This window comes from Bradyrhizobium sp. B124 (assembly GCF_038967635.1).
Classification (GTDB): Bacteria; Pseudomonadota; Alphaproteobacteria; order Rhizobiales; family Xanthobacteraceae; genus Bradyrhizobium.
In genome coordinates, this window is sequence record NZ_CP152413.1 from 1852985 (window position 1) to 1873794 (window position 20810).

The window sequence follows — 20810 nt, forward strand, 5'->3', positions numbered from 1 at the left end:
AGGTCGCACGGTTTTGCGGTCTATAACTGACTTAATATCTCTTAATCCCGGTCTCGGCGGCCCCGCCCTATCGTGACATGCGATCGTTTCCGGGGTGAGCGGTCGTTCGAGGGGCAATATGAGAATCCAGTTTCTACCGGGTGCTGCGACTGATGGGCAGCGCACGGGCCGGGCGCAGCTCGATCGCCGGTATGTTCGGTCGTCCTCGCTTGCCGGAGTTGCGGCAATGGCGCTGTTGTCAGGCTGCGCCAGCGCGCCGATGACCACGGGCGGATCGCTGGCATCCTACGACAAGCTGACCCCATCCGACGGGCTGCTCGCGAAATCGCTGGTTCACGTCAACAAGGACGACGTGCTCGCCGCGAAGACGGTGCGGATCGTGCCGACGACCTTCGCGCAGTCGGCCTCGCCGACGCTGTCGCAAGAGCAGCGGCACCTCGTCGCCAACATGATCGACCGTTCGCTCTGCGTCGGCCTCAGCGATCGGCTCCAAGTCGTCGCTCCTGATCAGCCAGCCGATCTGACCGCGCACGCGCTCGTCACCCAGGCGGCGCCCACCGATGAGGTCGCCGCGGGCGCCTCCACGGTGATCGGCTTTCTGCCGACCGCGCTCAGCGCCAACGTGCCCGTCCCGATACCGCGATTGCCGGTCGGTCTCGGCAGCCTGACCGTTGAAGCCGAGGTGCGCGATGCGGCCAGCCATCAGCAAGCGGCGATGGTCTGGGCGCGCGGCGCAAATTCATTCACCAACACGCCGCGGGCTTCGAGCGCAGCTGACGCCTACGATCTTGCGTCCTCCTTCAGCGACGATTTCAGCAAGCTGGTCGTCACCGGCGCGACACCGTTCGGCAAGCCGCCGCAGCTGCCGTCACTCGACAAGATCGGCGCCTCGCTCGGCGGCAAGCCGAAATACGCGGCCTGCGAGGCGTTCGGCCGCAACCCCGGCCTGATCGGCATGGCCGCCGGCAAGCTTGGCTTGCCGCCGGAGTGGTCGGACAAGGCGCCTGCGACGACTGGCCAATAGCCGGTCTATCCGACAAAGCTCTTCTGGACCGCCTGATCCAGCGTGGCGCCACCGACGTAGCGCTGGCGCAACTCGCGTTTGAGCAGCTTGCCGCTCGGGTTCTTCGGCAGGGCATCCACGAAGATGACCCGCTTCGGCACCTTGAAATGGGCCATCGACGCCGCGCAGTGCTTGATCACGGCCTCGGCATCGAGGCTCTCGCCCGCCTTGACCACGACGATCGCGGTCACCGCCTCGATCCAGCGCGGATCAGGCAGCCCGACCACCGCGACCTCCGACACCCCGGGCAGCCGGTAGATCATCTCCTCGACCTCGCGGCTCGCGACATTCTCGCCGCCGCTCTTGATCATGTCCTTCACGCGGTCGACGACGGTGATGTAGCCGTCGGCATCGACGGTCGCGAGATCGCCGGAATGAAACCAGCCGCCGGCAAACGCTGCCGCCGTCTTTACCGGATCGTTGTAGTAGCCGGACAACAGATGCGGCGAGCGATGCACGATCTCACCGACCTCCCCGACCCCGACGTCGGTCATGTCCGGCTTGACCACCCGCGTCTCGACATTGATCGCGGGCTTGCCGGCCGAGCCGGCCTTCGGCAGCTGGTCCGCCGGCGCCAGCACGGTCGCGAGCGGCGCGATTTCGGTCTGGCCGTAGAAATTCCAGAACTTCACGTCGGGCAGCCGGCGCTGCAATTCGAGCAGCACCTCGACCGGCATGATCGAGGCGCCGTAATAGCCCTTGCGCAGGGTCGACAGATCGGTGCGATCGAACGCGCCCGAGCGCAGCATCGCGATCCAGATCGTCGGCGGCGCGAAGAACGCATTGATCTTGTGGGCCGCGATCAGCGCCAGGACGTTGTCGGGCACCGGCTTGCCGGTAATGAGGCTGGTGGCGCCGAGATAGATCGCGGGCCCCAGGAAGACGTCGAGCTGTGCGCAGTGATAAAGTGGCAGCGCGTGCAGCACGGTGTCTTCGGTCGCCATGCCACCGTCGATGATGCAGCTGACATACTGCCACATCACGGCTTCATGGGTCAGGATCGCGCCCTTCGGCAGCGACTCCGTGCCGCTGGTGTAGATGATCTGCGCGGGATCGCGGCTGTCGACCGAGGCCTCCGGCGCCGAGGCGTCGCTGTGCAGCAGGCTGTCGAACGTCGTGATGCCGTCGGGCGCGGTGGCCGGATCCTCGCCGGGCAGCCAGATCAGGGTTTCGACCGCCGAGCCCTTGGCGGCCGCGGTGTGCGCGGTCTCCACGAAATCGGGGCCGACCGCGAGCAGCTTCGCGCCGGAATTGGCGAGGATGAAATTGATCTCGTCGGGATTGAGCATGAAGTTGATCGGCACCAGGATCGCGCCGATCCGCGCCACCGCGAAGCGCAGCGCGGCGAAACCATGCGAGTTGCGCGACAGCACTGCAACACGATCGCCCTTCGCAATGCCAAGCGCAAGCAAGCCGCGCCCGAGCCGATTGCAGATCGCGTCCATCTCCGCGAAGCTCCAGCTCACCTCGCCGCAGATCAGCGCGGTCTTGTTGGGGTAGCGCTTGGCCGACCGGCGCAACAGATCGCCGATGCTGTGCTCGCGGGCGCGCTGGATGGTTGCTGCGATGTCTCCGCTCATTTGTCCCTCCCGAATGTGCTTTTTGTCGTTGTGTTGTTTTCGCCGCGCCGTCGCTATTGCCGGGCGGCGTAGGCATGTTCCATGTAGGTGTGCTCGACCGAGCGATCGAGCGAGGCGATCTTCTCAAAGCCGCGCCGCCAGTCCTGCAAATGCCGCCGGGTCCACAGCACGCCGGCCTCCTTGTCGCGCCGCGTGATCGCATCGAGGATGTGGCGATGCGCCTCGACCAGGCGCGCGCCGCCCTCCGGCACGCCGCCGACGATCATCTCGGTGGTCGGAAAGAACAGCTGCGCGGCGGGCTCGCGGGCGAGCTGCAGCACGCGGTTCTGCGAGGCCTTGGCCATCAGCACGTGGAATTCCGCATCGAGCTCGGCGAGATCGGCGGGATTGCCGGCCACCGCAGCGCTGCGCTCGAGATTGCCGGCGAGTTCGGCGATGTTCGCCTCGGTCGCACGCTCCACCGCGCCCTCGACGCTCGCGACTTCCAGCGTCATCGACGTCTCGAACAATTCGCGGAACGTCACCTCGTGCAGGATCAGCGCGCGGGACAGCCGCGTGGCGAGCTTGTTGTAGCGCGGCAGGCAGGCCTGCAGGCGGCGGCTGGAATCGCGGCGGATCAGCCCGCCCTCCTCGAGCACACGAATGCCTTCGCGCACGGTCGAGCGGTTGACGCCGAACTGCGCGACGAGCTGCTGCTCGGTGCCGATCGGCTCGCCCGGCTTGATCCGGCCGTTGATGATCTCGCGTTCGATCGCGTCCGCGACCTTCTGGTAGGCCGGCGCGACATCGATGCGCCGGAACAGCGGCGTGGCGGACACCTCGGGCTCCCCATTGTCGTTTGTCGGACAAAGGATAAGCGAAGGCCTTTGGAGCGTCAAATAGGCAATTCTGGGCCGGATTGTCGCACCTGATCGGCATGAATTGACACCGGAACCGGGCAAATCTAGCTTTGTCGGACAAGCCGATAAGAACACCCTGGGGAGGTCCATCACCATGAAATCCATCGTCACGAGTCTGTCTGCGGCTGGCCTGATCGCCGCCGCGCTGGCGGGGCCCGCGCTCGCGCAACAGACACCGCTCAAGATCGGCGTGCTGACCGATTTCCAGTCGGTCTATTCGGACATCGGCGGCGCCGGGAATGTCGAAGCCACCAAGATGGCGATCGAGGAGTTCGGCGGCTCGATGTTCGGCAAGCCGATCGAGCTCGTCACCGCCGACGCTCTCAACAAGGCCGACGTCGCCGCCACCATCACCCGCAAATGGTACGAGGCCGAGAACGTCGACATGATCATCGACATGCCGACCTCGGCGACCGCACTCGCCGGCATGGAGATGTCGAAGCAGTTCGAGAAGATCATGATCGTGACGGATGCGGCGAGCTCCGACATCACCGGCAAGTCCTGTTCGCCCTACACGCTGCACTGGACCTACGACACCTACGCCAACGCCCACACCGTCGGCAGTGCGATCGTGAAGAACGGTGGCGACAGCTGGTTCTTTATCACCGCCGATTACGTGTTCGGCCATTCGATCGAGCGCGACACCGGCGACGTGGTCCGCGCCGCCGGCGGCAAGGTGCTCGGCAGCGCCAGGCATCCGCTCAACACGCCGGACTTCTCCTCCTTCCTGCTGCAGGCGCAGTCGTCGAAGGCCAAGATCGTCGGCCTCGCCAATGGCGGCGGCGACACCATCAATGCGATCAAGCAGGCCGCCGAATTCGGCATCGTCGCGGGCGGGCAGAATCTGGCTGGCATCGTGATGTTCATCTCGGACATTCACAGCCTCGGGCTGAAGCTCGCGCAGGGCCTGATCATCACCGAGGCCTACTACTGGGATCTCAACGACCGCACCCGCGCCTTCGGCAAGCGCTTCTTCGAGCGCATGAAGCGGATGCCGACCATGAACCAGGCCGCGACCTACAGCGCCACCCTGCACTACCTCAACGCGGTGAAGGCCGCCGGCACCAGGGAGACCAGGCCGGTGCTGGCGAAGATGCGCGCGACCCCGGTCCGCGACGCCTTCACCGACAATGGCGTGGTGCGCGAGGACGGCCGCATGGTGCACTCGATGTTCCTGTTCGAGGTCAAGAGACCTGAGGAATCCAAGGCGCCGTGGGATTACTACAAGGTGCTCGCCGAGGTGCCCGGCGACCAGGCATTCCGGCCGCTGAAGGACGGCGGCTGCCCGCTCATCAAGTGAGTGAACACAATCATGGCCGGGGTCCAGGACCTCGGCCAACACCTTCAAATGATTGGGGAAAATCTGGCAGGAGTGGCAGGGCTCGAACCTGCGACCCCCGGTTTTGGAGACCGGTGCTCTACCAATTGAGCTACACTCCTGCAGGGAACCTGCGTCGCCGCCGGTTCGCGCCGTTTCAAGCACAGGGCATGGCCGGTTTGCAAGGGCGAAGCGGTGAAGCTTCTGTTCATTGCAAAACTTCTGCGCCAGACTTCGGCCACCAGTTCACGTCGGCGCTCCGCCGCAAGAATCAAGAACCCGGGAGAGACCATGAACGCCCAGACCGCCACCAAGCAGGCCGCCAGCCAAACCACCCCGTCCCTCCCCCTCGCCAAGCCCGAATCGATCGGACTGTCGAGCACGCGGCTGCAGGCACTGTCCGACACCTTCAAGCGCGAGGTCGACAAGGGAACCGCGCCCGGCTTCACGGTGCTGGTGGCGCGGCGCGGCCAGATCGGCTGGTTCGATGCGATTGGCCGGCAAAGCCCAGCGGCCTCCGCGCCGATGACGCATGACACGATCTTCCGCATCTTCTCGATGACCAAGCCGATCGTCTCGGTCGGCATCATGATGCTGCTGGAGGACGGCCACTTCCTGCTCAACGACCCCGTCGCGAAATTCATCCCCGAATTCGCCGAGACCAAGGTCGGCGTCGAGCACAACGGCAAGCTCGAGCTGGTCCCCGCGCAGCGGCAGATGACGATCCAGGACCTGCTGCGCCACACCTCTGGTCTGACCTATGACCACACCGGCAACGGCCCGGTGCAGCAACTCTACCAGCAGTCGCGGCTGCGCAGCCGCAAGATCACCAATGCCGAGCACGCCACCATGCTCGCCGGCATGCCGCTGATCTGCCAGCCCGGCGCCGAGTGGAACTACAGCCGCTCCACCGACATCCTCGGCCGCATCATCGAAGTCGTCAGCGGGAGGACGCTCGGCGAATTCCTCACCGAGCGCATCCTCTCGCCGCTGCAAATGAACGAGACCGCCTTCCACACGCCGGAGGCCAATGCCGGCCGCCTCGCCGAGGCCTTTGCCAACGATCCCTGGACCAATGAGAAGGTGCAGCTGTTCAACATGCTGGAGAAGCCGGCGATGGAATCCGGCGGCGGCGGACTGGTGTCGACCACGATGGACTATGCCCGTTTCGCGCAGATGCTGCTGGGCGGCGGCTCGCTCGACGGCACCAGGATCATCGGCCGCAAGACGCTCGAATTCATGGCCTCCGACCACCTCGGCGCCGGCGTCAAGGTCCAGGGCACGCTGGTGTCGCCCGGCCACAGCTTCGGCCTCGGCTTCGCCGTGCGCATGCAGCAGGGCATCGCGCCGTTCTCCGGCTCGGTCGGCCAGTACTTCTGGAGCGGCATGGCCGGCACCTTCTTCTGGATCGATCCGCGCGAAGACCTCATCGCGGTCTTCATGATGCAGGGCCCGGGCCAGCGCGAATATACCCGCTCGCTGGTGCGCAACGGCGTGTATGCGGCGGTGGAGTGAGGCGCGCACGCCTCCCTCGACATCCAACACTGTCATGCCCCGCGCAGGCGGGGCGTCCAGTACGCCGCAGCCCCTCGGCTCAATAATGACTGCCTCTGGAATACTGGATCACCCGCTTTCGCGGGTGATGACACCTTGAGTGTGTCGCGCGCTCTGCGCACCAACAGAGCGCGTCAGCTGATCGTCGCGCCGCCGTCGATCACGATGGTCTGGCCGGTGAGGAAGTCGCCGGCGCGCGAGCCCATCAACACGGCTGCGCCCGCGATCTCGTCAGGCACGCCGATCCGCAGCAGCGGCGAGCGCGCGGTCGAGGCCTTCAGCGTGTCCGGATTGTCCCACAGCGCCTTGGCGAAGTCGGTCTTGATCAGGCCCGGCGCGATGCAGTTCACGCGGATATTGTGCTTGCCGTATTCGCAGGCCAGGTTGCGCGCGAGCTGCATGTCGGCGGCCTTCGAGATCGCGTAGGCGCCGAGCACGGTCGAGCCCTTGAGGCCGCCGATCGAGGACACGATGATGATGGAGCCGTCCTTGCGCTCGATCATCTGCGGCACCACCATCGAGATCAGCCAGTTGTTGGCGACGATGTTGTTGTCGAGGATCTTGCGGAACTGATCGTCGGAGATGCCGGCGAGCGGACCGTAATACGGGTTCGACGCCGCGTTGCAGACCAGCACGTCGATCTTGCCGAAGGCGCGATTGCTCTCGTCGACCAGATTTTGCAGGTTTTCCTTCGACGAGATGTTGGCGGCGATCGCGACCGCAGTACCCTTGCCGAACTTGCCGTTGATGTCGCCCGCGACCTGCTCGCAGACGTCGGCCTTGCGCGAGGAGATCACGACCTTGGCGCCGTGCTCGGCCATGCGCTCGGCAATGGCGAGCCCGATGCCGCGCGTCGAGCCGGTGATGACGGCGACTTTTCCCTTCATGTCGAACAAGGTCATGTTTTTCTCCCTGATGTAAGGCGTTTGAATTCTGTGTTCAGCTTAGGCAGCGTTCCGGTATTGCGATAGCAGCAATCACGCAAGCTTGCTTGCCGGCCGGACTTCAGGTCCGGACGGCTGATGCATCGCGGCATGGCGCGGATCGGCGATCCAGGGCTGCTGGTTCACCATCGGCAGCCGCCAGGTCGACAGGCCGATGCCTGCGATGTGATCGAGCCGCGTCACCGAGACGTTGTCGACGTCGAACGACAGACCTCGGTCGGGCTGGCCGCCGAGCGCGAGACCGACCGCAGCCCGGATCACGCCGCCATGGCCGACCGCGATGATGTTCTTGCCCGGCTCCGCAGACGTGATCCGCACGATCGTTCGGCAGACCCGCGTATAGAGATCCATGAAGCTCTCGCCGCCGGGTGCGGGCTCGTTGACGTCGGCAAACCAGCTTCTGCCCGGGGGCTGGCTCGCGAGCAGTGCGGCGCGGTTCATGCCCTGCCACTGGCCGAGATGCTGCTCGGCGAAGTCGCGTTCCTGAATCATGTTGGCCGGCTTCGGAAACCCGGCGGCCCAGATCGCTTCCGCGGTCTTGTGCGTGCGCTTCAGGTTGCTCGAATACCAGACCGCATCGCGCGGCAGCATCTTGGCGACCGCCTCGAACACTTCGATATCGCCGGTGTCGCAGTCGATATCCTCTTGTCCGTAGATGTTGCCGCCGTCGCTGCGCACCGGCGCGTGGCGAACCCACCACCACCGCGTCACCGTCACGTTAGGCTTGTCTGGATTGGACATCGGATGAGCCCTTCAATAGTGTCCCCCGTCGCTGTACGTCACGCCGCACATCGCCTCAAGTGCTTCGGACGTTTGAAATTTTGTTTGAATTCCGTCGCGCGGCAGACGCGCCAAGGATCACTCGAACTAACCACGTGAACAGGGAGAAAAACCATGGGCCGCCTCGAAGGCAAATCCGTCATCATCACCGGCGCTGGAAGCGGCATCGGCCGCGCCGCCTCGCTGCTGTTCACCAGGGAAGGCGCCAAGCTGATCGCGGTCGATCGCACCGAGGGCGTCAACGAGACCGCCAAGCTGGTGCGCGATGCCGGCGGCACCGTCGAAGCCGTCACCGCCGATGCCGGCTCGGAGAGCGACGTGAAGGCCTTCATCGACAAGGCGCTGTCGAAGTACGGCAAGCTCGATGCGATCTGGGCCAATGCCGGCGTCAGCGGCGGCCTCGTGCCGCTCGCCGACCAGACCGTCGAGCACTGGCAGGAGGTGCTGCGCGTCAACCTGATCGGCCCGTTCCTCGCGATCAAGCATTCGATCCCGCACATGACCAAGCAGGGTTCCGGCTCGATCGTCTGCACCGCCTCGGTCGCGGGCCTGAAGTCCGGCGCCAGCGGACATCCCTATGGCGCGAGCAAGGCCGGCGTGATCAGCCTGGTGCAGACCACCGCCTACTCGCTCTCCGGCACCGGCGTGCGCATCAACGCGGTCTGCCCGGGCCTGATCGAGACCGGCATGACCAAGCCGGTGTTCGATCGCGCCAAGGAGCGCGGCACCCAGGACAAGATCGGCCAGCTCAATCCGCTGAAGCGCCCCGGCCAGCCGCACGAGCTCGCCGCCATGGGATTGTTTTTGGCGAGCGACGAGGCGTCCTACGTCAACGGCCAGGCCATCCCGGTCGACGGCGGCCTCACCGCGTCGATGCCGTATACGGGCAAGCCGATCTAGCAACGGCGCTCTCCGTTCGCGGTGCCGCATGTTCCTATAACGCAACGGCGGCGCCACACCCACAACTGTCGTTCCTGCGAAAGCAGGGACCCATACTCCGCAGCGGATGTTGTGAAGGGGACTCGTCGTTCCACCATCGCGCAACAATTCTCATTTGGGGTAATGGGTCCTGGCCTTCGCCAGGACGACGATGAGGATGGGCCGCAATTCAAGATGTCAAACAGCGTATTCGCTTTCATCACCTGCGCACGCGGGTGACCCAGTATTCCAGAGACGCCAGTGCTTCAGCCGAGAGGCCGCTGCGTCCTGGATCGCCCGGTCAAGCCGGGCGAAGACAGCGGTGGATGCCTTGCACACCATCGTCGTCGTGGCGAAAGCCAGGACCCATAACCACCGCATTTGCTTATGAACGGGACGACGGCCCCAGCGCCGCATAACAATTGCCACTTGGCGTAAGGGGTCCTGGCTTTCGCCTGGACGACATCACATCCGACGCGCATGGGGCGACCGACGTCGCCCCGCAATAACGTTTAGGCAACGGTCCGAATATTGCTTGGCCCCGGCAGGCAAACCAGCTGTTATACTTTGCTGGCAGGATCGCCGGCACATCAGCAATTCCTCGCACACGAACAGGCAATGCAAAATCAACGCCCCGACCGAATCCGCAAGCTCTTGGCCGACCTCGTCGCGTTCGACACCATCAGCGACCGCAGCAACCTGCCCCTGATCGACTACATCGAGCGCTACCTCGCCTCGCTTGGCGTCAGCGGACAGCGCATCGTCGATGACACCGGACAGAAGTCCTCGTTGTGGGTCACGGTCGGCCCCGAGGACAGAGCCGGGCTGGTGCTGTCGGGGCATACCGATGTCGTGCCGGTCGCGGGACAGGACTGGAGCCACAATCCGTTCGAGCTCGTCGAGCGTGACGGACGGCTGTACGGCCGCGGCACCACCGACATGAAGGGGTTTGTCGCCGTCTGTCTCGCGATGGTTCCGGAAATGCTCGCGGCCGATCTGAAGACGCCGATCAATCTTGCGATCTCCTATGACGAGGAGATCGGGTGCGTCGGCGTGCGCCCGATGCTGCGCGACGTCGCACGCAAGCCGATCAGGCCGCTCGGCTGTTTCGTCGGCGAGCCGACCCGGATGCAGGTGATCATCGGCCACAAGGGCAAGCATGGCGTGCGCGCCACGTTCCGCGGGCTTGCCCGGCATTCCTCGATCGCGCCCGACGGCGTCAACGCCATCGAATATGCGGCCGACCTGATCACCGAAATTCGCCGCCGCGCGGCGCTGCTGGCCGCGGATGCGGAGCGAGACAGCCTCTACGATGTCCCGCACTCGACCCTGCTCACCAGCATCGTGCATGGCGGCGCCGCGCTGAACATCGTGCCCGACAGTTGCGTGGTGGAGTTCGAATGCCGCGGCATCGGCATCACCGAGTCCCGGCAGGTGACGGACGCGATCATCGCCTGGGCGAAAGGCGAGATCGAGCCTGACATGCGCAAGCGGCATCCGGAGTGCGGCATCGATTTCGAGGAAATCCTCGACTACCCCGCGCTCGACACCGCGGCGGACGCGCCGATCGTCACGCTCGCCAAGCAGCTCGCCGGCCGCAACGACCACGCCAAGGTCGCGTTCGGCACCGAGGCCAGCCTGTTCGTCAGCATGGCCGATGTGCCGTCCGTGGTGGTCGGCCCCGGCTCTATCGCGCAGGCGCACACGCCGGATGAGTTCGTCGAGATGTCGCAGCTCGAGGCTTGCGGCGAATTCGTCGCACGGCTGATCGCGCATTGTGCGAAGTGATGCGGTCATGTGTAGGGTGGATTAGCCGAAGGCGTAATCCGCCATCCGCGGACAGACGGCGGATTACGCTTCGCTAATCCGCCCTACAGAGCTGATTGCGCATTGCGCGAAGTGATACTCTGATGCGTAAAGCGTGAAACAGGAACCCGGGACCATGTCGACCGAAAAGCAACGTCAGCAAGGCGGAGTGGCGGAAACCTTCCGCGTGGCCGTGCAGGCGCTGCTCATCGCGCTGGTCATCCGCACCTTCCTGTTCCAGTCCTTCAACATTCCGTCCGAGTCGATGGAATCGACGTTGCTGGTCGGCGACTACCTGTTTCTCTCGAAATACAGCTACGGCTACACGCACTACTCCCTGCCCTTCTCGCCGCCGCTGTTCTCGGGCCGCATCTTCGGCTCCGAACCCAAGCCGGGCGATGTCGTGGTGTTCCGGCTGCCGAGCGACGACTCCGTTGATTTCATCAAGCGCGTGATCGGCCTGCCGGGCGACCGCATTCAGATGATCGACGGGCAGCTGTACATCAACGGCACCGCGGTCAAGCGCGAGCGGGTCGATGACTATGTCGATCGCGACGAGGGACCGCGCCCGGTCCGCGTCAAGCGCTGGCGCGAAACCTTGCCGAACGGGGTCAGCTACGACACGCTCGATCGCATCGAGCGTTCCGAATACGACAACACACAGGTCTATGTGGTGCCGCCGGGGCATTTCTTCGCGATGGGCGACAACCGCGACAACTCGGCCGACAGCCGCGTGCCGCCCGCGCGCGGCGGGGTCGGCTACGTGCCGTTCGAGAACCTGATCGGGCAAGCCAAGGTGATCTTCTTCTCGATCGGCAATGACGCGCCGGCATGGCAAGTGTGGCACTGGCCGTCCTCGGTGCGCTGGAACCGGCTATTCACCGGCATTCACTGATGTTCAGTGCGTAGGGCGGGTTAGCCGAAGCGTAACCCGCCGCTCCTGCGCTGCCGCACCGTCGGCGGAGTCCGCCCTACAAAGCCGCGGCGCCAGAAGCCGTAGCCCGCACGAGCGGAGCGACATGCGGGAACACTGCCCCGGGGTATCGCTTCGCTCCCGACCTACGCACTCTGTTCCGGATATCCCAGGATCGTCTTGAGCAATTTGGGAAAGCGCGCATTGATATCGGCTTCGCGCACCACGTTGCGATGCTCGACGCCTTTTTTCGAGGTTTGAATCAAGCCGGCTTCGCGCAGGACGCGGAAGTGGTTCGACAGCGTCGATTTGGCCATGCCAGGGCACGGCGCCGCGGCCGTGCACGACATGCAATCGCCCTGCTCGAGCAGGCCCCTGACAATCTTCAACCGCATCGGGTCCGCGAGTGCTGCCAGCACTCCGGCCAATGTGATGTCCTCACGCGACGGGTGAACGAACTGCACCATCACGAAATATATAGCGCTGCCCTTGAACAGCTTCAATAGTTCACTATTACTGAACTATTGAACAACTTGCGCATCCGCGCGGGCAATGGAGAACAAGATGAGCAAAAGACTCGAGGGCAAAGTGGCGCTGGTAACCGGCGCGTCAAAGGGCATCGGCGCGGAGATCGCCGTCCGGCTCGCCGCGGAGGGAGCCGCGGTTGCTGTCAACTACAGCGCCAGCAAACAGGCAGCAGAGCGTGTCGTGGATGCGATCACCGGCAAGGGCGGCAAAGCCATCGCCGTCCACGGCAATCTCACCAACGCCGGCCAGGTGAAGTCGGTGGTGGCTGAGACCGTCAAGGCGTTCGGTCCGATCGATATCCTGGTCAACAATGCCGGCCTCTACGAGTTCGCGCCGCTGGATGGCATCACCGCCGAGCACTTCCACAAGCATTTCGATCTCAATGTGCTTGGCCTGTTGCTGGTGTCGCAGGAAGCCGCGCGGCACTTCAATACGGCAGGCGGGAGCATCATCAATATCAGCTCCGGCGTATCGACGATCGCGCCGCCGAACACCGCCGTCTATACCGCGACCAAAGCCTCGGTGGACGCGATCTCCTCGGTGCTGTCAAAGGAACTGGCGCCGCGCAAGATCCGCGTCAACACCGTCAACCCCGGCATGATCGCTACCGAAGGCGTCGTTTCCGCCGGCCTTGCCGAAGGTGACATGCGCAAGTGGATCGAATCCACCACGCCGCTGGCACGGATCGGCAAGGTCGAGGAGATCGCAGCCGCTGTGGCTTTCTTCGCCTCGAACGATGCCTCCTACATCACCGGCGAAACGTTGCACGTGACGGGCGGTCTCCGCTGAGGCGGTTGTTTTCGTCATGCCCGAATATCGGGCCTTGAACCTGCGATAGCCGTAGGGCGGATGACGCTGCGCGAATCCGCCCTACAAATCTTCACAACCCGTCCGGCGGCAGGCCCGGCCCCGTCGCGGCCGGGCGGAGCTTGTCGCGCTTGCGCTCGCGGTAGAAGGCATAGAGGCCGGAGGCGACGATGATCGCAGCGCCTGCGAGCATCTGGACGTCGGGCCTGTGGCCGAAGGCGAAATAGCCGAGCAGCATCGCCCACAGCAGCGCGGAGTAACGGAACGGCGCCACCGCCGAGATGTCGCCCGTGCGCAGCGACACGATGATGCATTGGTAGCCGATCAGGATCAGCACCGCGGCGAATGTGAGCAGGCCGAGGGCGTGGCCCGACGGCGGCTTCCAGCCGCCGAGCGGGACCAGAACGGCAGCGCCGGCCGTCGTCACCGTCACGGTGGTGAGCAGCGTGATGAACACGGTCGGCAGCGCCTTCGGGATGCGGCGGGTGGCGAGATCGCGGACCGCACAGAAGCCGACCGACGCCAGCGCCAGAAGCGAAGCCTGGCTGAAGCCCTCCGCCCCCGGCCGCACGATGACCAGCACCCCGATGAAGCCGGCGGCGATCGCAAGCCAGCGCCGCCAGCCGACCGGCTCGCCGAACACCAGCGCCGCGCCCAGCGTGATGACGAGCGGCAGCGCCTGGAAGATCGCCGACGCGTTGGCGAGCGGGATCTGCGAAATCGCCGAGAGATAGGTCAGCGTGCCGCCGATCTCGCCCATCACGCGCAGTCCGACCGGCCAGATCAGCAGTGCGCCAAGGCTGCGCAGCGCGTCGCGGTACCAGGCGAGTGCTGCGACCAGCACCATCGCGACCAGGCCGCGGACCAGCAGGATCTCGCCGATGTTGAGCTCCGCCGACACCGCCTTGGTGATGGCGTCGTTGGCCGTGAAGCTGGCCATGGCCGCCGCCATGAACAGGCTGCCGCGAAGATTCGAGGAAAGGGCCAAGGTGAAAGTGTCCGATCAGGACCAGGGCGGGCGTGGACCGGACTGACTTGCCAAAGCGGCGCAGCGAACTCAAGTCACAGATGGCTACAATGCGGAAACATGCCGCAGCTCGCAGAAGCGGCGCGAACCCTGGGGGATCGCGCCGCGTTTTCGGATCAGATTGCGCCGGCCTTCTGCGCGTATTCCCATGACGCCTGCGACAGAGGCACGGTGCGTTTGGCCGACTCGAGCGCCTTGGCATTCGCGGCGGTGCCGTCGCGGACGCGGCCCGCAATGCCCTGCGTGATGCCGGCGAGGCGGAACAGGTTGTAGGAGAAGTACCAGTTCAGATCCGGCACTGCCATGCCGGTGACGTCGCAGTAGATCTGCGCGGCCTCGTCCTGGCTCGGAATGTTCAGCACCTTGAGGTCGGCGTTGGCGAGGCCCGGCATGGTCCACTGCATCAGCAGATAGGTGAAGTCGGCCATGGGATCGCCGAGCGTCGACAATTCCCAATCGAGCACCGCCTGCACCCGCGGCTCGGTGGCGTGGAAAATCATGTTGTCGAGGCGATAGTCGCCGTGCACGACCGAGACGCGCTTCTGCTCCGGCACCGTCTTCGGCAGCCACTCCGCGAGTTTCTCGAATTCGGGAATGTGCTGCGTTTCGGACGCACGATACTGCTTGGTCCAGCGGTCGACCTGGCGCGCAAAATAATTGCCGGGCTTGCCGAAATCGCCGAGGCCGATCTTTTCGGGATCGAGCATGTGCAGCTTCGCCAGCGTCTCGATCTTGCTGGTGAAGATCTTGTGGCGCGCGGCGGGCTCCTGGCTCGGCAGCGTCGGATCCCAGAACACCCGCCCCTCCTCCATCGACATGATGTAGAAGGCCGAGCCGATCACCGCATCGTCGGTGCACAGCGCGTAGGCTTTCGCGACCGGGAAATTCTGCTTGCCGAGCGCCGCGATGACGCGGAACTCGCGATCCACCGCATGGGCCGACGGCAACAATTTACCGAACGGACGGCGGCGCATCACGTAATTGCGGCCGGGGGTCTCGAGCTTGTAGGTCGGGTTGGACTGGCCACCCTTGAATTGCAGGACCCTGAGCGGGCCCTGATAGCCCTCGACGTGTTCCTGCATCCAGGCCGCGAGGTTCGCCTCGTTGATACGATGGCGCTCCTCGACTTCCCTTGTGCCGGAAAATTCTTCGTCTTTCCTGACGCCTTCCGCCACGGTGACGCTCCCTCGACTCATTTTTCTTGGCAGCACCGCCGGGCGCTGCCGCGATCAGGCTGGCGTGCCAGCCTGATTCCTCTTTTTCATTCTGAGCACGATGTCAGCGCGAACGCCATGCGTTCCGCATCATGCTCAGTGCGACGTGTTTGCATACTTCCGAAGTTCAAGTCTGGCAATGGCGCGATTGTGCACCTCGTCCGGACCGTCCGCCAAGCGAAGCGTGCGGATGTGGGCGTAATCCTTGGCAAGCCCGGCCTCGTCGGAGACGCCGCCGCCGCCATAGGCCTGGATCGCCTGGTCGATGATCTTCAGCGCCATGTTGGGCGCTGCGACCTTGATCATCGCGATCTCGGCCTGCGCGGTCTTGTTGCCGACCTTGTCCATCATGTCGGCGGCCTTGAGGCACAGCAGGCGGTTCATCTCGATGTCGGTGCGGGCCTCGCCGATGCGCTGCTCCCAGACCGAGTGCTCGATGATCTTCTTGCCGAACGCGGTGCGCGAGGCGAGCCGCTTCACCATCTTCTCCAGCGCCTCCTCGGCCTTGCCGATGGTGCGCATGCAGTGATGGATGCGGCCCGGACCGAGACGGCCCTGCGCGATCTCGAAGCCGCGGCCTTCGCCGAGCAGGATGTTTTCCTTCGGCACGCGGACGTTTTCGAGCAGCACCTGGGCGTGGCCGTGCGGCGCGTCGTCGAAGCCGAACACCGGCAGCATCTTCTCGACCTTGATGCCGGGGGTGTCGAGCGGCACCAGGATCTGCGACTGCTGCTGATGCTTGGCGGCGTTGAAGTCGGTCTTGCCCATCAGGATCGCGACCTTGCAGCGCGGATCGCCGACGCCCGACGACCACCATTTGCGGCCGTTGATGACGTAGTGATCGCCGTCCTTCTCGATGCGGGTCTCGATGTTGGTGGCGTCAGACGACGCAACCGCCGGCTCGGTCATCAGGAAGGCGGAGCGGATCTCGCCGTCCATCAGCGGACGCAGCCATTTGCGCTTCTGCTCCTTGGTGCCGTAGCGGATGAACACTTCCATGTTACCGGTATCGGGGGCGGAGCAGTTGAAGACCTCGGACGCCCAGGAGATGTGGCCCATCTCTTCCGACAGCAGCGCGTATTCGAGGTTGCTCAATCCCGCGCCGTGGAATTCGTCATCCTCATGCGAGGACGGCGGCATGAACATGTTCCAGAGGCCTTCGGCCTTCGCCTTCTTCTTCAGATCCTCGAGGATCGGGATCACCTTCCAGCGCGGGCCTTCGGCGTCCTGCTTGTCGTAGATCGGCACGGCGGGGCGGACATGCGTTTTCATGAAAGCCTGAACGCGCTCAAGCCATTCCTTCTGCCTGGCCGACATCGTGAAATCCATGGGACGCTCCTCGTTTCCTAGACTTGGGCTTTGCACTGGGGCCACGGAACTGGGCCTTGGCCGTTTGGGCAACATTGTTGACCCCGCCTCCGCGGCCCGCAAGGGCGTTCGCGAAAACGGCGGCGGTGGTGTGCCAGAACGCCGCCCCGCGATCAGCGGATTGACATTTCCGGCTCTTCAAACGATAGTTTCATACAAATGTTTGAAATGCAACTCCCCGTCGTCTTCGTCATTCCCCGGCGCACCGCGGAATAACGGAAAGGCTCAAGACCATGGCCAGCGACCAGACCCGATCCGCCATTCTCGCCGCCGCCGAGCGGCTCTATGCCGACCGCGGCTTCGGCGACGTCACGCTGCGCGACATCGTCGCGGAGGCGAACGTCAACCTCGCGGCGGTGAACTATCATTTCGGCTCCAAGGACGAATTGATCGCGGAGCTGTTCGTCACCCGCAGTATCCAGACCAACCGCGAACGTCTCAATGAATTGAAGGCGGCGGAGGAAAATGGCGGCGGACGCGCCTCGATCGAGGACATCATGCGCGCCCTCGTCGGCCCCACTTTGCGCGGCTGCCTCGGGCCCGATCGCGAGGGCTCGACCGCGGCGCGTTTCATGATCCGCGCCTCGATCGAGTCCGTACCGCCGATCCGCCGCATCAAGAACCGCGAGGTCGATCACTTGCGCAAATTCGCCGCCGCGATGCGCCGCGCGATGCCGGGCCGTGACGACACCGAACTGTACTGGGGCCTGCACTTCGCGCTCGCGATGGCGCATCACACCATCCGCGAGAAGGAGCGCCTGCTGCGGCTGTCCGAAGGCAAATGCGATCTCGACGACGTCCGCGCCATCATCGATCGCGTGGTCACGGTCTCGGTGATGGCGCTGACGATGGGCGACGTGCCGAGCAAGCCGGCGCTGCGGCCGGTCGTGGTGCACGGCCGGCTGACGCGCCAGGATCTGTAAGCGGCCCTGCCCTCAAGCGCGATTTTCCATCGCGCTTTCGTTTTCTTCTGAGCACGATCCGCGCAAACGCCTTGCGTTTGTCGCGACGGAAAACCTCTTAACACTTTTCCTGATCGTGCCCTACACCATCGCGATGCAATCGATCTCGATGTCGAACGGCCCGGTCCATTCCGGGATGCAGACGAAGATTCGCGCCGGCAGGTCATCCGCGAAATATCTCCGGTAGATCGCGTTGAAGGTCGCGAAGTGCTTTGCCGAGGTGCAGAAGATGTTGCACTTCATCACGTTGTCGAACGACGCGCCGGCCGCCTCGAGGCACTGCCTGAGCTGCTCCATCACCAATTCGCTCTGCCGCTCGATCGAGGCGCCGGCGGCGATCTCGCCGGTTGCCGGATCGAACGGCGGCAGGCCGGAGACGAAAACCATGTTGCCGGCGCGCGTGACCGCCGACGCCGGCGCCTTCCAGCGCTCCAGCCAGCTCGAGATCGGTTCGACGCGGACCACTTCCCGTTTCATGATTGGCACCTTCGATAAGGGGTCGATGGCGCCAATCTAGCAGGCTCGTGTCAAGGATGCTTCGATATCGATCGAAGTGTTATCGCGGAGCCTCTCTCGCCCCGCTGCGCAAAGGCTCCGCCTTTGTCGCTGGAGGTGCGAGCGGAGCGAGCATCGAAGGATGCACGGCCCGGCTGGTGGCCGTCGATCCTTCGAGACGGCCGCTGCGTGGCCTCCTCAGGATGACAGGGAAACTCCACGGCCCGTCGCTCCGAAGTCAGCGTTACAGAATCCCCTGTGCCTTAAGCCCCTCGACCTTGGCGTCGTCATAACCGATGGTCGCCAGCACGTCCTTGGTGTCGGCACCTAACAGCGGCGGGGCGCGGTAGTCGGTGATCGGGGTGCCCGAGAAGGTCAGCGCGTTGCGGATCAGCGACAGGTTCGGCTCGAAGGGGTGATCGACCTTGACCCGCATGCCGCGCGACTGCACGTGCGGATCGTTGAACACCTGCTCGAAATTGTTGATCGGGCCGGACGGCACGCCGGCCTCCTCGAGCTTGTCCAGCCAGTAGGCGACCGGATGTTTCAGGAACAGGCCGGCGAAGATCGCCATGATCTCCTTGCCGTGCACGACGCGGTCGTTGTTCTTGACGAAGCGCTTGTCGTTGGCGAGCTCGGGCTCGCCGAGCACGGCGCAGGTGCGCTGGAACTGGCCGTCATTGCCGACCACCAGCATCAGCTCGCCGTCGGTGCAGCGGAACACGCCGGCCGGCATGCCGCCATTGCCCCAGGTGCCGCGGCGCGGCGGCATGTTGCCGTTGACGAGGTAGATCTGCAGCCAATGCGACAGCGAGGCGATCACCGTGTCGAACAGGCAGACGTCGACATGCTGCCCCTCGCCGTTGTTGGCGTCACGATGGTAGAGCGCCGACAGAATTCCGATCGAGGTGTTCATGCCGGTCATGTAGTCGACGATCGAGGGGCCGACCTTCATCGGGCCCGCGCCGGGCTCGCCGTCGATATGGCCGGTGACGCTCATCAGGCCGCCCATCGCCTGCAGGATCGCGTCATAGCCGGCGCGCGTGGCGTAGGGACCGGTCTGGCCGAAGCCGGTCACCGAGCAATAGATGATGCCGGGGTTGAGCTGCTTGATGGTGTCATAGTCGAGGCCGTAGCGCTTGAGGTCGCCAACCTTGTAGTTCTCCATCATCACATCGACCGACTTGGCGAGCTCGCGGATGATCGCCTGCCCCTCGGGCTTGGCGATATTGACGGTGACCGACTTCTTGTTGCGGTTGGCGCAGAGGTAGAACGAATTGTTGTTGTTCGCCTTGCCTTCGGGATCGGAGAGATAGGGCGGGCCAAAGGCGCGGGCGTCGTCGCCGCCGCCGGGCCGCTCGATCTTGATCACCTCGGCGCCGAGATCCGCCAGCATCTGGGCCGACAGCGGGCCCGCGAGCACCCGCGTCAGGTCGAGAATCTTGATGCCCGAAAGTGGCAGAGCCGACATGAACGTTCCTCCGAAATCTTGCTAAATCTTGATTATCCGGCGCCGGACCGTGTGTTGCCCGTTTCTTGCCCGTCTCCTGGGCGCGCCAGAGCTTGCGGATACACCATTTTGCTGCCGCGAGCACTGCATTGTCGGCATGAAGCCATCCCCGTGTGGCGCAGCGGCGGGGGTCCTTGGGGAACCGGCCGCGAGTATCGGGCCGATTGCCGCCACGCGAAATTGTGAAGTTGGCCGACACCGATTTGCCGCAGCATCAGCGGTATTTTGCCGCGACGAGGAGGACATCATGCGGACGATCGCAACAGTCGGGCTGCTGACCCTCGTTGCGGCCGCAATGCCGCCGGCAGATGCGCGGGGCGGCCACGGCCATGGCGGCGGCTTGCACGGCATGCATGCCGGCGGCGCCAGTCGCGGCGGCGGATTTGCCGCCGACAAGCACCACGCCGACGACCCCTACACCAAGGCGGCCTCCGACGAGGAGGACCGCCTGCTCAACAGCAAGCTGAAGAGCATCTGCCGCGGCTGCTAGGACGCGATGAAGTTGAATCGTGATCGCGCTTCCGGGAGTTCATCAAGAGCTCCCAAGGTTCGACATTTACGGCTTGTACGGGACCGTCTCAGAACGGCGGCGGTCCGGGATTGGGCAGGGCTACGTCGAAGGCAGTGACGACGGTGGCGATGCAGCGGTAGAAGCCACACAGCGCCACCAGTTCGACCACGCCCTTCAAGCCCAACGCCTGCTGCAAGCGCTGCTGCAGCAGGTCGGGCAGAGACTCTTGCGCCACGACATGGCGGGCCGCGCTGCAAATGTCGAGGTAGAGAGCGCTCATGGGCGGAGCTGCGAAATCACCAGCCTGCAAGGCGTTCACCACCGCCTGGGGCACGCCGGCGGCGAGAGCGATCGGCGCATGTTGCTCCCATTCATAGGCCACGCCGAGGCCGCGCGCCGTCGCCAGGATGGCGAGTTCGCGCACGTCGGCGCTGAGCAGGCCATGAAAGCGCAGGTAGCTGCCGAGATTGCCGATATGCTCAGCCAGCACGGGATTATTCATCAGCGCCAAATACATGCCATGCAGCCCGCCGCGCGGGCCGGCCAGGCGCCGATAGATGGCGCGGCCCTCGTCGTCCAGATCCGGCGTCGGGTCGGGCAATTGTGCCATGGC

At 64.6% G+C, this 20810-nt stretch carries 20 protein-coding genes and 1 tRNA gene; 9 read left to right on the forward strand and 12 right to left on the reverse strand.

Annotated features, from left to right (window positions below; genetic code table 11):
- The first annotated feature begins 226 nt into the window (after nucleotides 1–226).
- Complete coding sequence (locus tag AAFG13_RS08910) at nucleotides 227–1024, forward strand: DUF3313 domain-containing protein (protein ID WP_342711774.1); 798 nt, start codon at nucleotides 227–229, stop codon at nucleotides 1022–1024.
- A gap of 5 nt (nucleotides 1025–1029) precedes the next feature.
- Here AAFG13_RS08910 and AAFG13_RS08915 read toward each other — a convergent pair whose 3' ends face one another.
- A complete protein-coding gene (locus AAFG13_RS08915) occupies nucleotides 1030–2643 on the reverse strand; it encodes an acyl-CoA synthetase (RefSeq protein WP_342711775.1) in 1614 nt (537 codons plus the stop codon).
- Between the two features lie 53 nt (nucleotides 2644–2696).
- Nucleotides 2697–3461 (reverse strand): FCD domain-containing protein, encoded by a 765-nt coding sequence (locus AAFG13_RS08920; RefSeq protein WP_212309677.1) that lies wholly within the window; start codon nucleotides 3459–3461, stop codon nucleotides 2697–2699.
- A gap of 175 nt (nucleotides 3462–3636) precedes the next feature.
- Here AAFG13_RS08920 and AAFG13_RS08925 point away from each other — a divergent pair, with 175 nt between their 5' ends.
- Nucleotides 3637–4842, forward strand: coding sequence for an ABC transporter substrate-binding protein (locus AAFG13_RS08925; RefSeq protein WP_212309678.1), 1206 nt, complete (start codon nucleotides 3637–3639; stop codon nucleotides 4840–4842).
- A gap of 64 nt (nucleotides 4843–4906) precedes the next feature.
- On the opposite strand, the gene AAFG13_RS08930 is transcribed toward AAFG13_RS08925, so the two are convergent.
- Nucleotides 4907–4982 (reverse strand) — tRNA-Trp (locus AAFG13_RS08930).
- Nucleotides 4983–5151: 169 nt separating this feature from the next.
- Between AAFG13_RS08930 and AAFG13_RS08935 the strand changes: the two genes are divergently transcribed.
- On the forward strand, nucleotides 5152–6375 hold the full coding sequence (locus AAFG13_RS08935; RefSeq protein WP_212309679.1) for a serine hydrolase domain-containing protein: 1224 nt from the start codon (nucleotides 5152–5154) through the stop codon (nucleotides 6373–6375).
- Between the two features lie 173 nt (nucleotides 6376–6548).
- Here the strand turns inward: AAFG13_RS08935 and AAFG13_RS08940 are convergent, their stop codons facing one another.
- Together AAFG13_RS08940 and AAFG13_RS08945 are read right to left on the reverse strand one after the other, a co-directional pair.
- A complete protein-coding gene (locus AAFG13_RS08940; protein ID WP_092115009.1) occupies nucleotides 6549–7316 on the reverse strand; it encodes an SDR family oxidoreductase in 768 nt (255 codons plus the stop codon).
- A gap of 75 nt (nucleotides 7317–7391) precedes the next feature.
- Nucleotides 7392–8099 (reverse strand): histidine phosphatase family protein, encoded by a 708-nt coding sequence (locus AAFG13_RS08945; RefSeq protein ID WP_342711776.1) that lies wholly within the window; start codon nucleotides 8097–8099, stop codon nucleotides 7392–7394.
- 153 nt (nucleotides 8100–8252) lie between these two features.
- Between AAFG13_RS08945 and AAFG13_RS08950 the strand changes: the two genes are divergently transcribed.
- The 3 genes from AAFG13_RS08950 (at nucleotide 8253) to lepB (ending at nucleotide 11757) form a co-directional block, all read left to right on the forward strand.
- The gene (locus AAFG13_RS08950) at nucleotides 8253–9038 is read left to right on the forward strand and encodes an SDR family oxidoreductase (protein WP_342711777.1); all 786 of its coding nucleotides are present in this window, start codon (nucleotides 8253–8255) and stop codon (nucleotides 9036–9038) included.
- A gap of 636 nt (nucleotides 9039–9674) precedes the next feature.
- A complete protein-coding gene (argE, locus tag AAFG13_RS08955; RefSeq protein ID WP_342711778.1) occupies nucleotides 9675–10844 on the forward strand; it encodes an acetylornithine deacetylase in 1170 nt (389 codons plus the stop codon).
- 154 nt (nucleotides 10845–10998) lie between these two features.
- The gene (gene lepB / locus AAFG13_RS08960; protein ID WP_342711779.1) at nucleotides 10999–11757 is read left to right on the forward strand and encodes a signal peptidase I; all 759 of its coding nucleotides are present in this window, start codon (nucleotides 10999–11001) and stop codon (nucleotides 11755–11757) included.
- A gap of 164 nt (nucleotides 11758–11921) precedes the next feature.
- Here the strand turns inward: lepB and AAFG13_RS08965 are convergent, their stop codons facing one another.
- Nucleotides 11922–12242, reverse strand: coding sequence for a helix-turn-helix domain-containing protein (locus tag AAFG13_RS08965; RefSeq protein WP_092125718.1), 321 nt, complete (start codon nucleotides 12240–12242; stop codon nucleotides 11922–11924).
- 97 nt (nucleotides 12243–12339) lie between these two features.
- Between AAFG13_RS08965 and AAFG13_RS08970 the strand changes: the two genes are divergently transcribed.
- On the forward strand, nucleotides 12340–13092 hold the full coding sequence (locus AAFG13_RS08970; RefSeq protein ID WP_342711780.1) for a glucose 1-dehydrogenase: 753 nt from the start codon (nucleotides 12340–12342) through the stop codon (nucleotides 13090–13092).
- A 91-nt stretch (nucleotides 13093–13183) separates the two neighbouring features.
- On the opposite strand, the gene AAFG13_RS08975 is transcribed toward AAFG13_RS08970, so the two are convergent.
- The 3 genes from AAFG13_RS08975 to AAFG13_RS08985 form a co-directional block, all read right to left on the reverse strand.
- Nucleotides 13184–14098, reverse strand: coding sequence for a DMT family transporter (locus AAFG13_RS08975; RefSeq protein ID WP_212309685.1), 915 nt, complete (start codon nucleotides 14096–14098; stop codon nucleotides 13184–13186).
- A gap of 155 nt (nucleotides 14099–14253) precedes the next feature.
- Nucleotides 14254–15312: a phosphotransferase family protein gene (locus AAFG13_RS08980; RefSeq protein ID WP_342711781.1), complete on the reverse strand. Its 1059-nt coding sequence runs from the start codon at nucleotides 15310–15312 to the stop codon at nucleotides 14254–14256.
- A gap of 135 nt (nucleotides 15313–15447) precedes the next feature.
- The gene (locus AAFG13_RS08985; RefSeq protein WP_212309687.1) at nucleotides 15448–16680 is read right to left on the reverse strand and encodes an acyl-CoA dehydrogenase family protein; all 1233 of its coding nucleotides are present in this window, start codon (nucleotides 16678–16680) and stop codon (nucleotides 15448–15450) included.
- Between the two features lie 272 nt (nucleotides 16681–16952).
- On the opposite strand from AAFG13_RS08985, the gene AAFG13_RS08990 reads away from it, so the two are divergent.
- Entirely contained in the window at nucleotides 16953–17642 is a 690-nt protein-coding gene (locus AAFG13_RS08990) for a TetR/AcrR family transcriptional regulator (protein WP_092115017.1), read from the forward strand.
- Nucleotides 17643–17762: 120 nt separating this feature from the next.
- On the opposite strand, the gene AAFG13_RS08995 is transcribed toward AAFG13_RS08990, so the two are convergent.
- The gene (locus AAFG13_RS08995; protein ID WP_207830325.1) at nucleotides 17763–18158 is read right to left on the reverse strand and encodes a Rid family hydrolase; all 396 of its coding nucleotides are present in this window, start codon (nucleotides 18156–18158) and stop codon (nucleotides 17763–17765) included.
- 262 nt (nucleotides 18159–18420) lie between these two features.
- Nucleotides 18421–19647 (reverse strand): CaiB/BaiF CoA-transferase family protein, encoded by a 1227-nt coding sequence (locus tag AAFG13_RS09000; protein ID WP_342711782.1) that lies wholly within the window; start codon nucleotides 19645–19647, stop codon nucleotides 18421–18423.
- Between the two features lie 286 nt (nucleotides 19648–19933).
- Between AAFG13_RS09000 and AAFG13_RS09005 the strand changes: the two genes are divergently transcribed.
- Nucleotides 19934–20176 carry a hypothetical protein gene (locus AAFG13_RS09005; RefSeq protein WP_212309689.1) on the forward strand — a complete coding sequence of 81 codons (243 nt, stop codon included), beginning with the start codon at nucleotides 19934–19936 and terminating at the stop codon, nucleotides 20174–20176.
- Between the two features lie 88 nt (nucleotides 20177–20264).
- Here AAFG13_RS09005 and AAFG13_RS09010 read toward each other — a convergent pair whose 3' ends face one another.
- On the reverse strand, nucleotides 20265–20807 hold the full coding sequence (locus AAFG13_RS09010; protein ID WP_212309690.1) for a carboxymuconolactone decarboxylase family protein: 543 nt from the start codon (nucleotides 20805–20807) through the stop codon (nucleotides 20265–20267).
- Nucleotides 20808–20810: the final 3 nt, after the last annotated feature.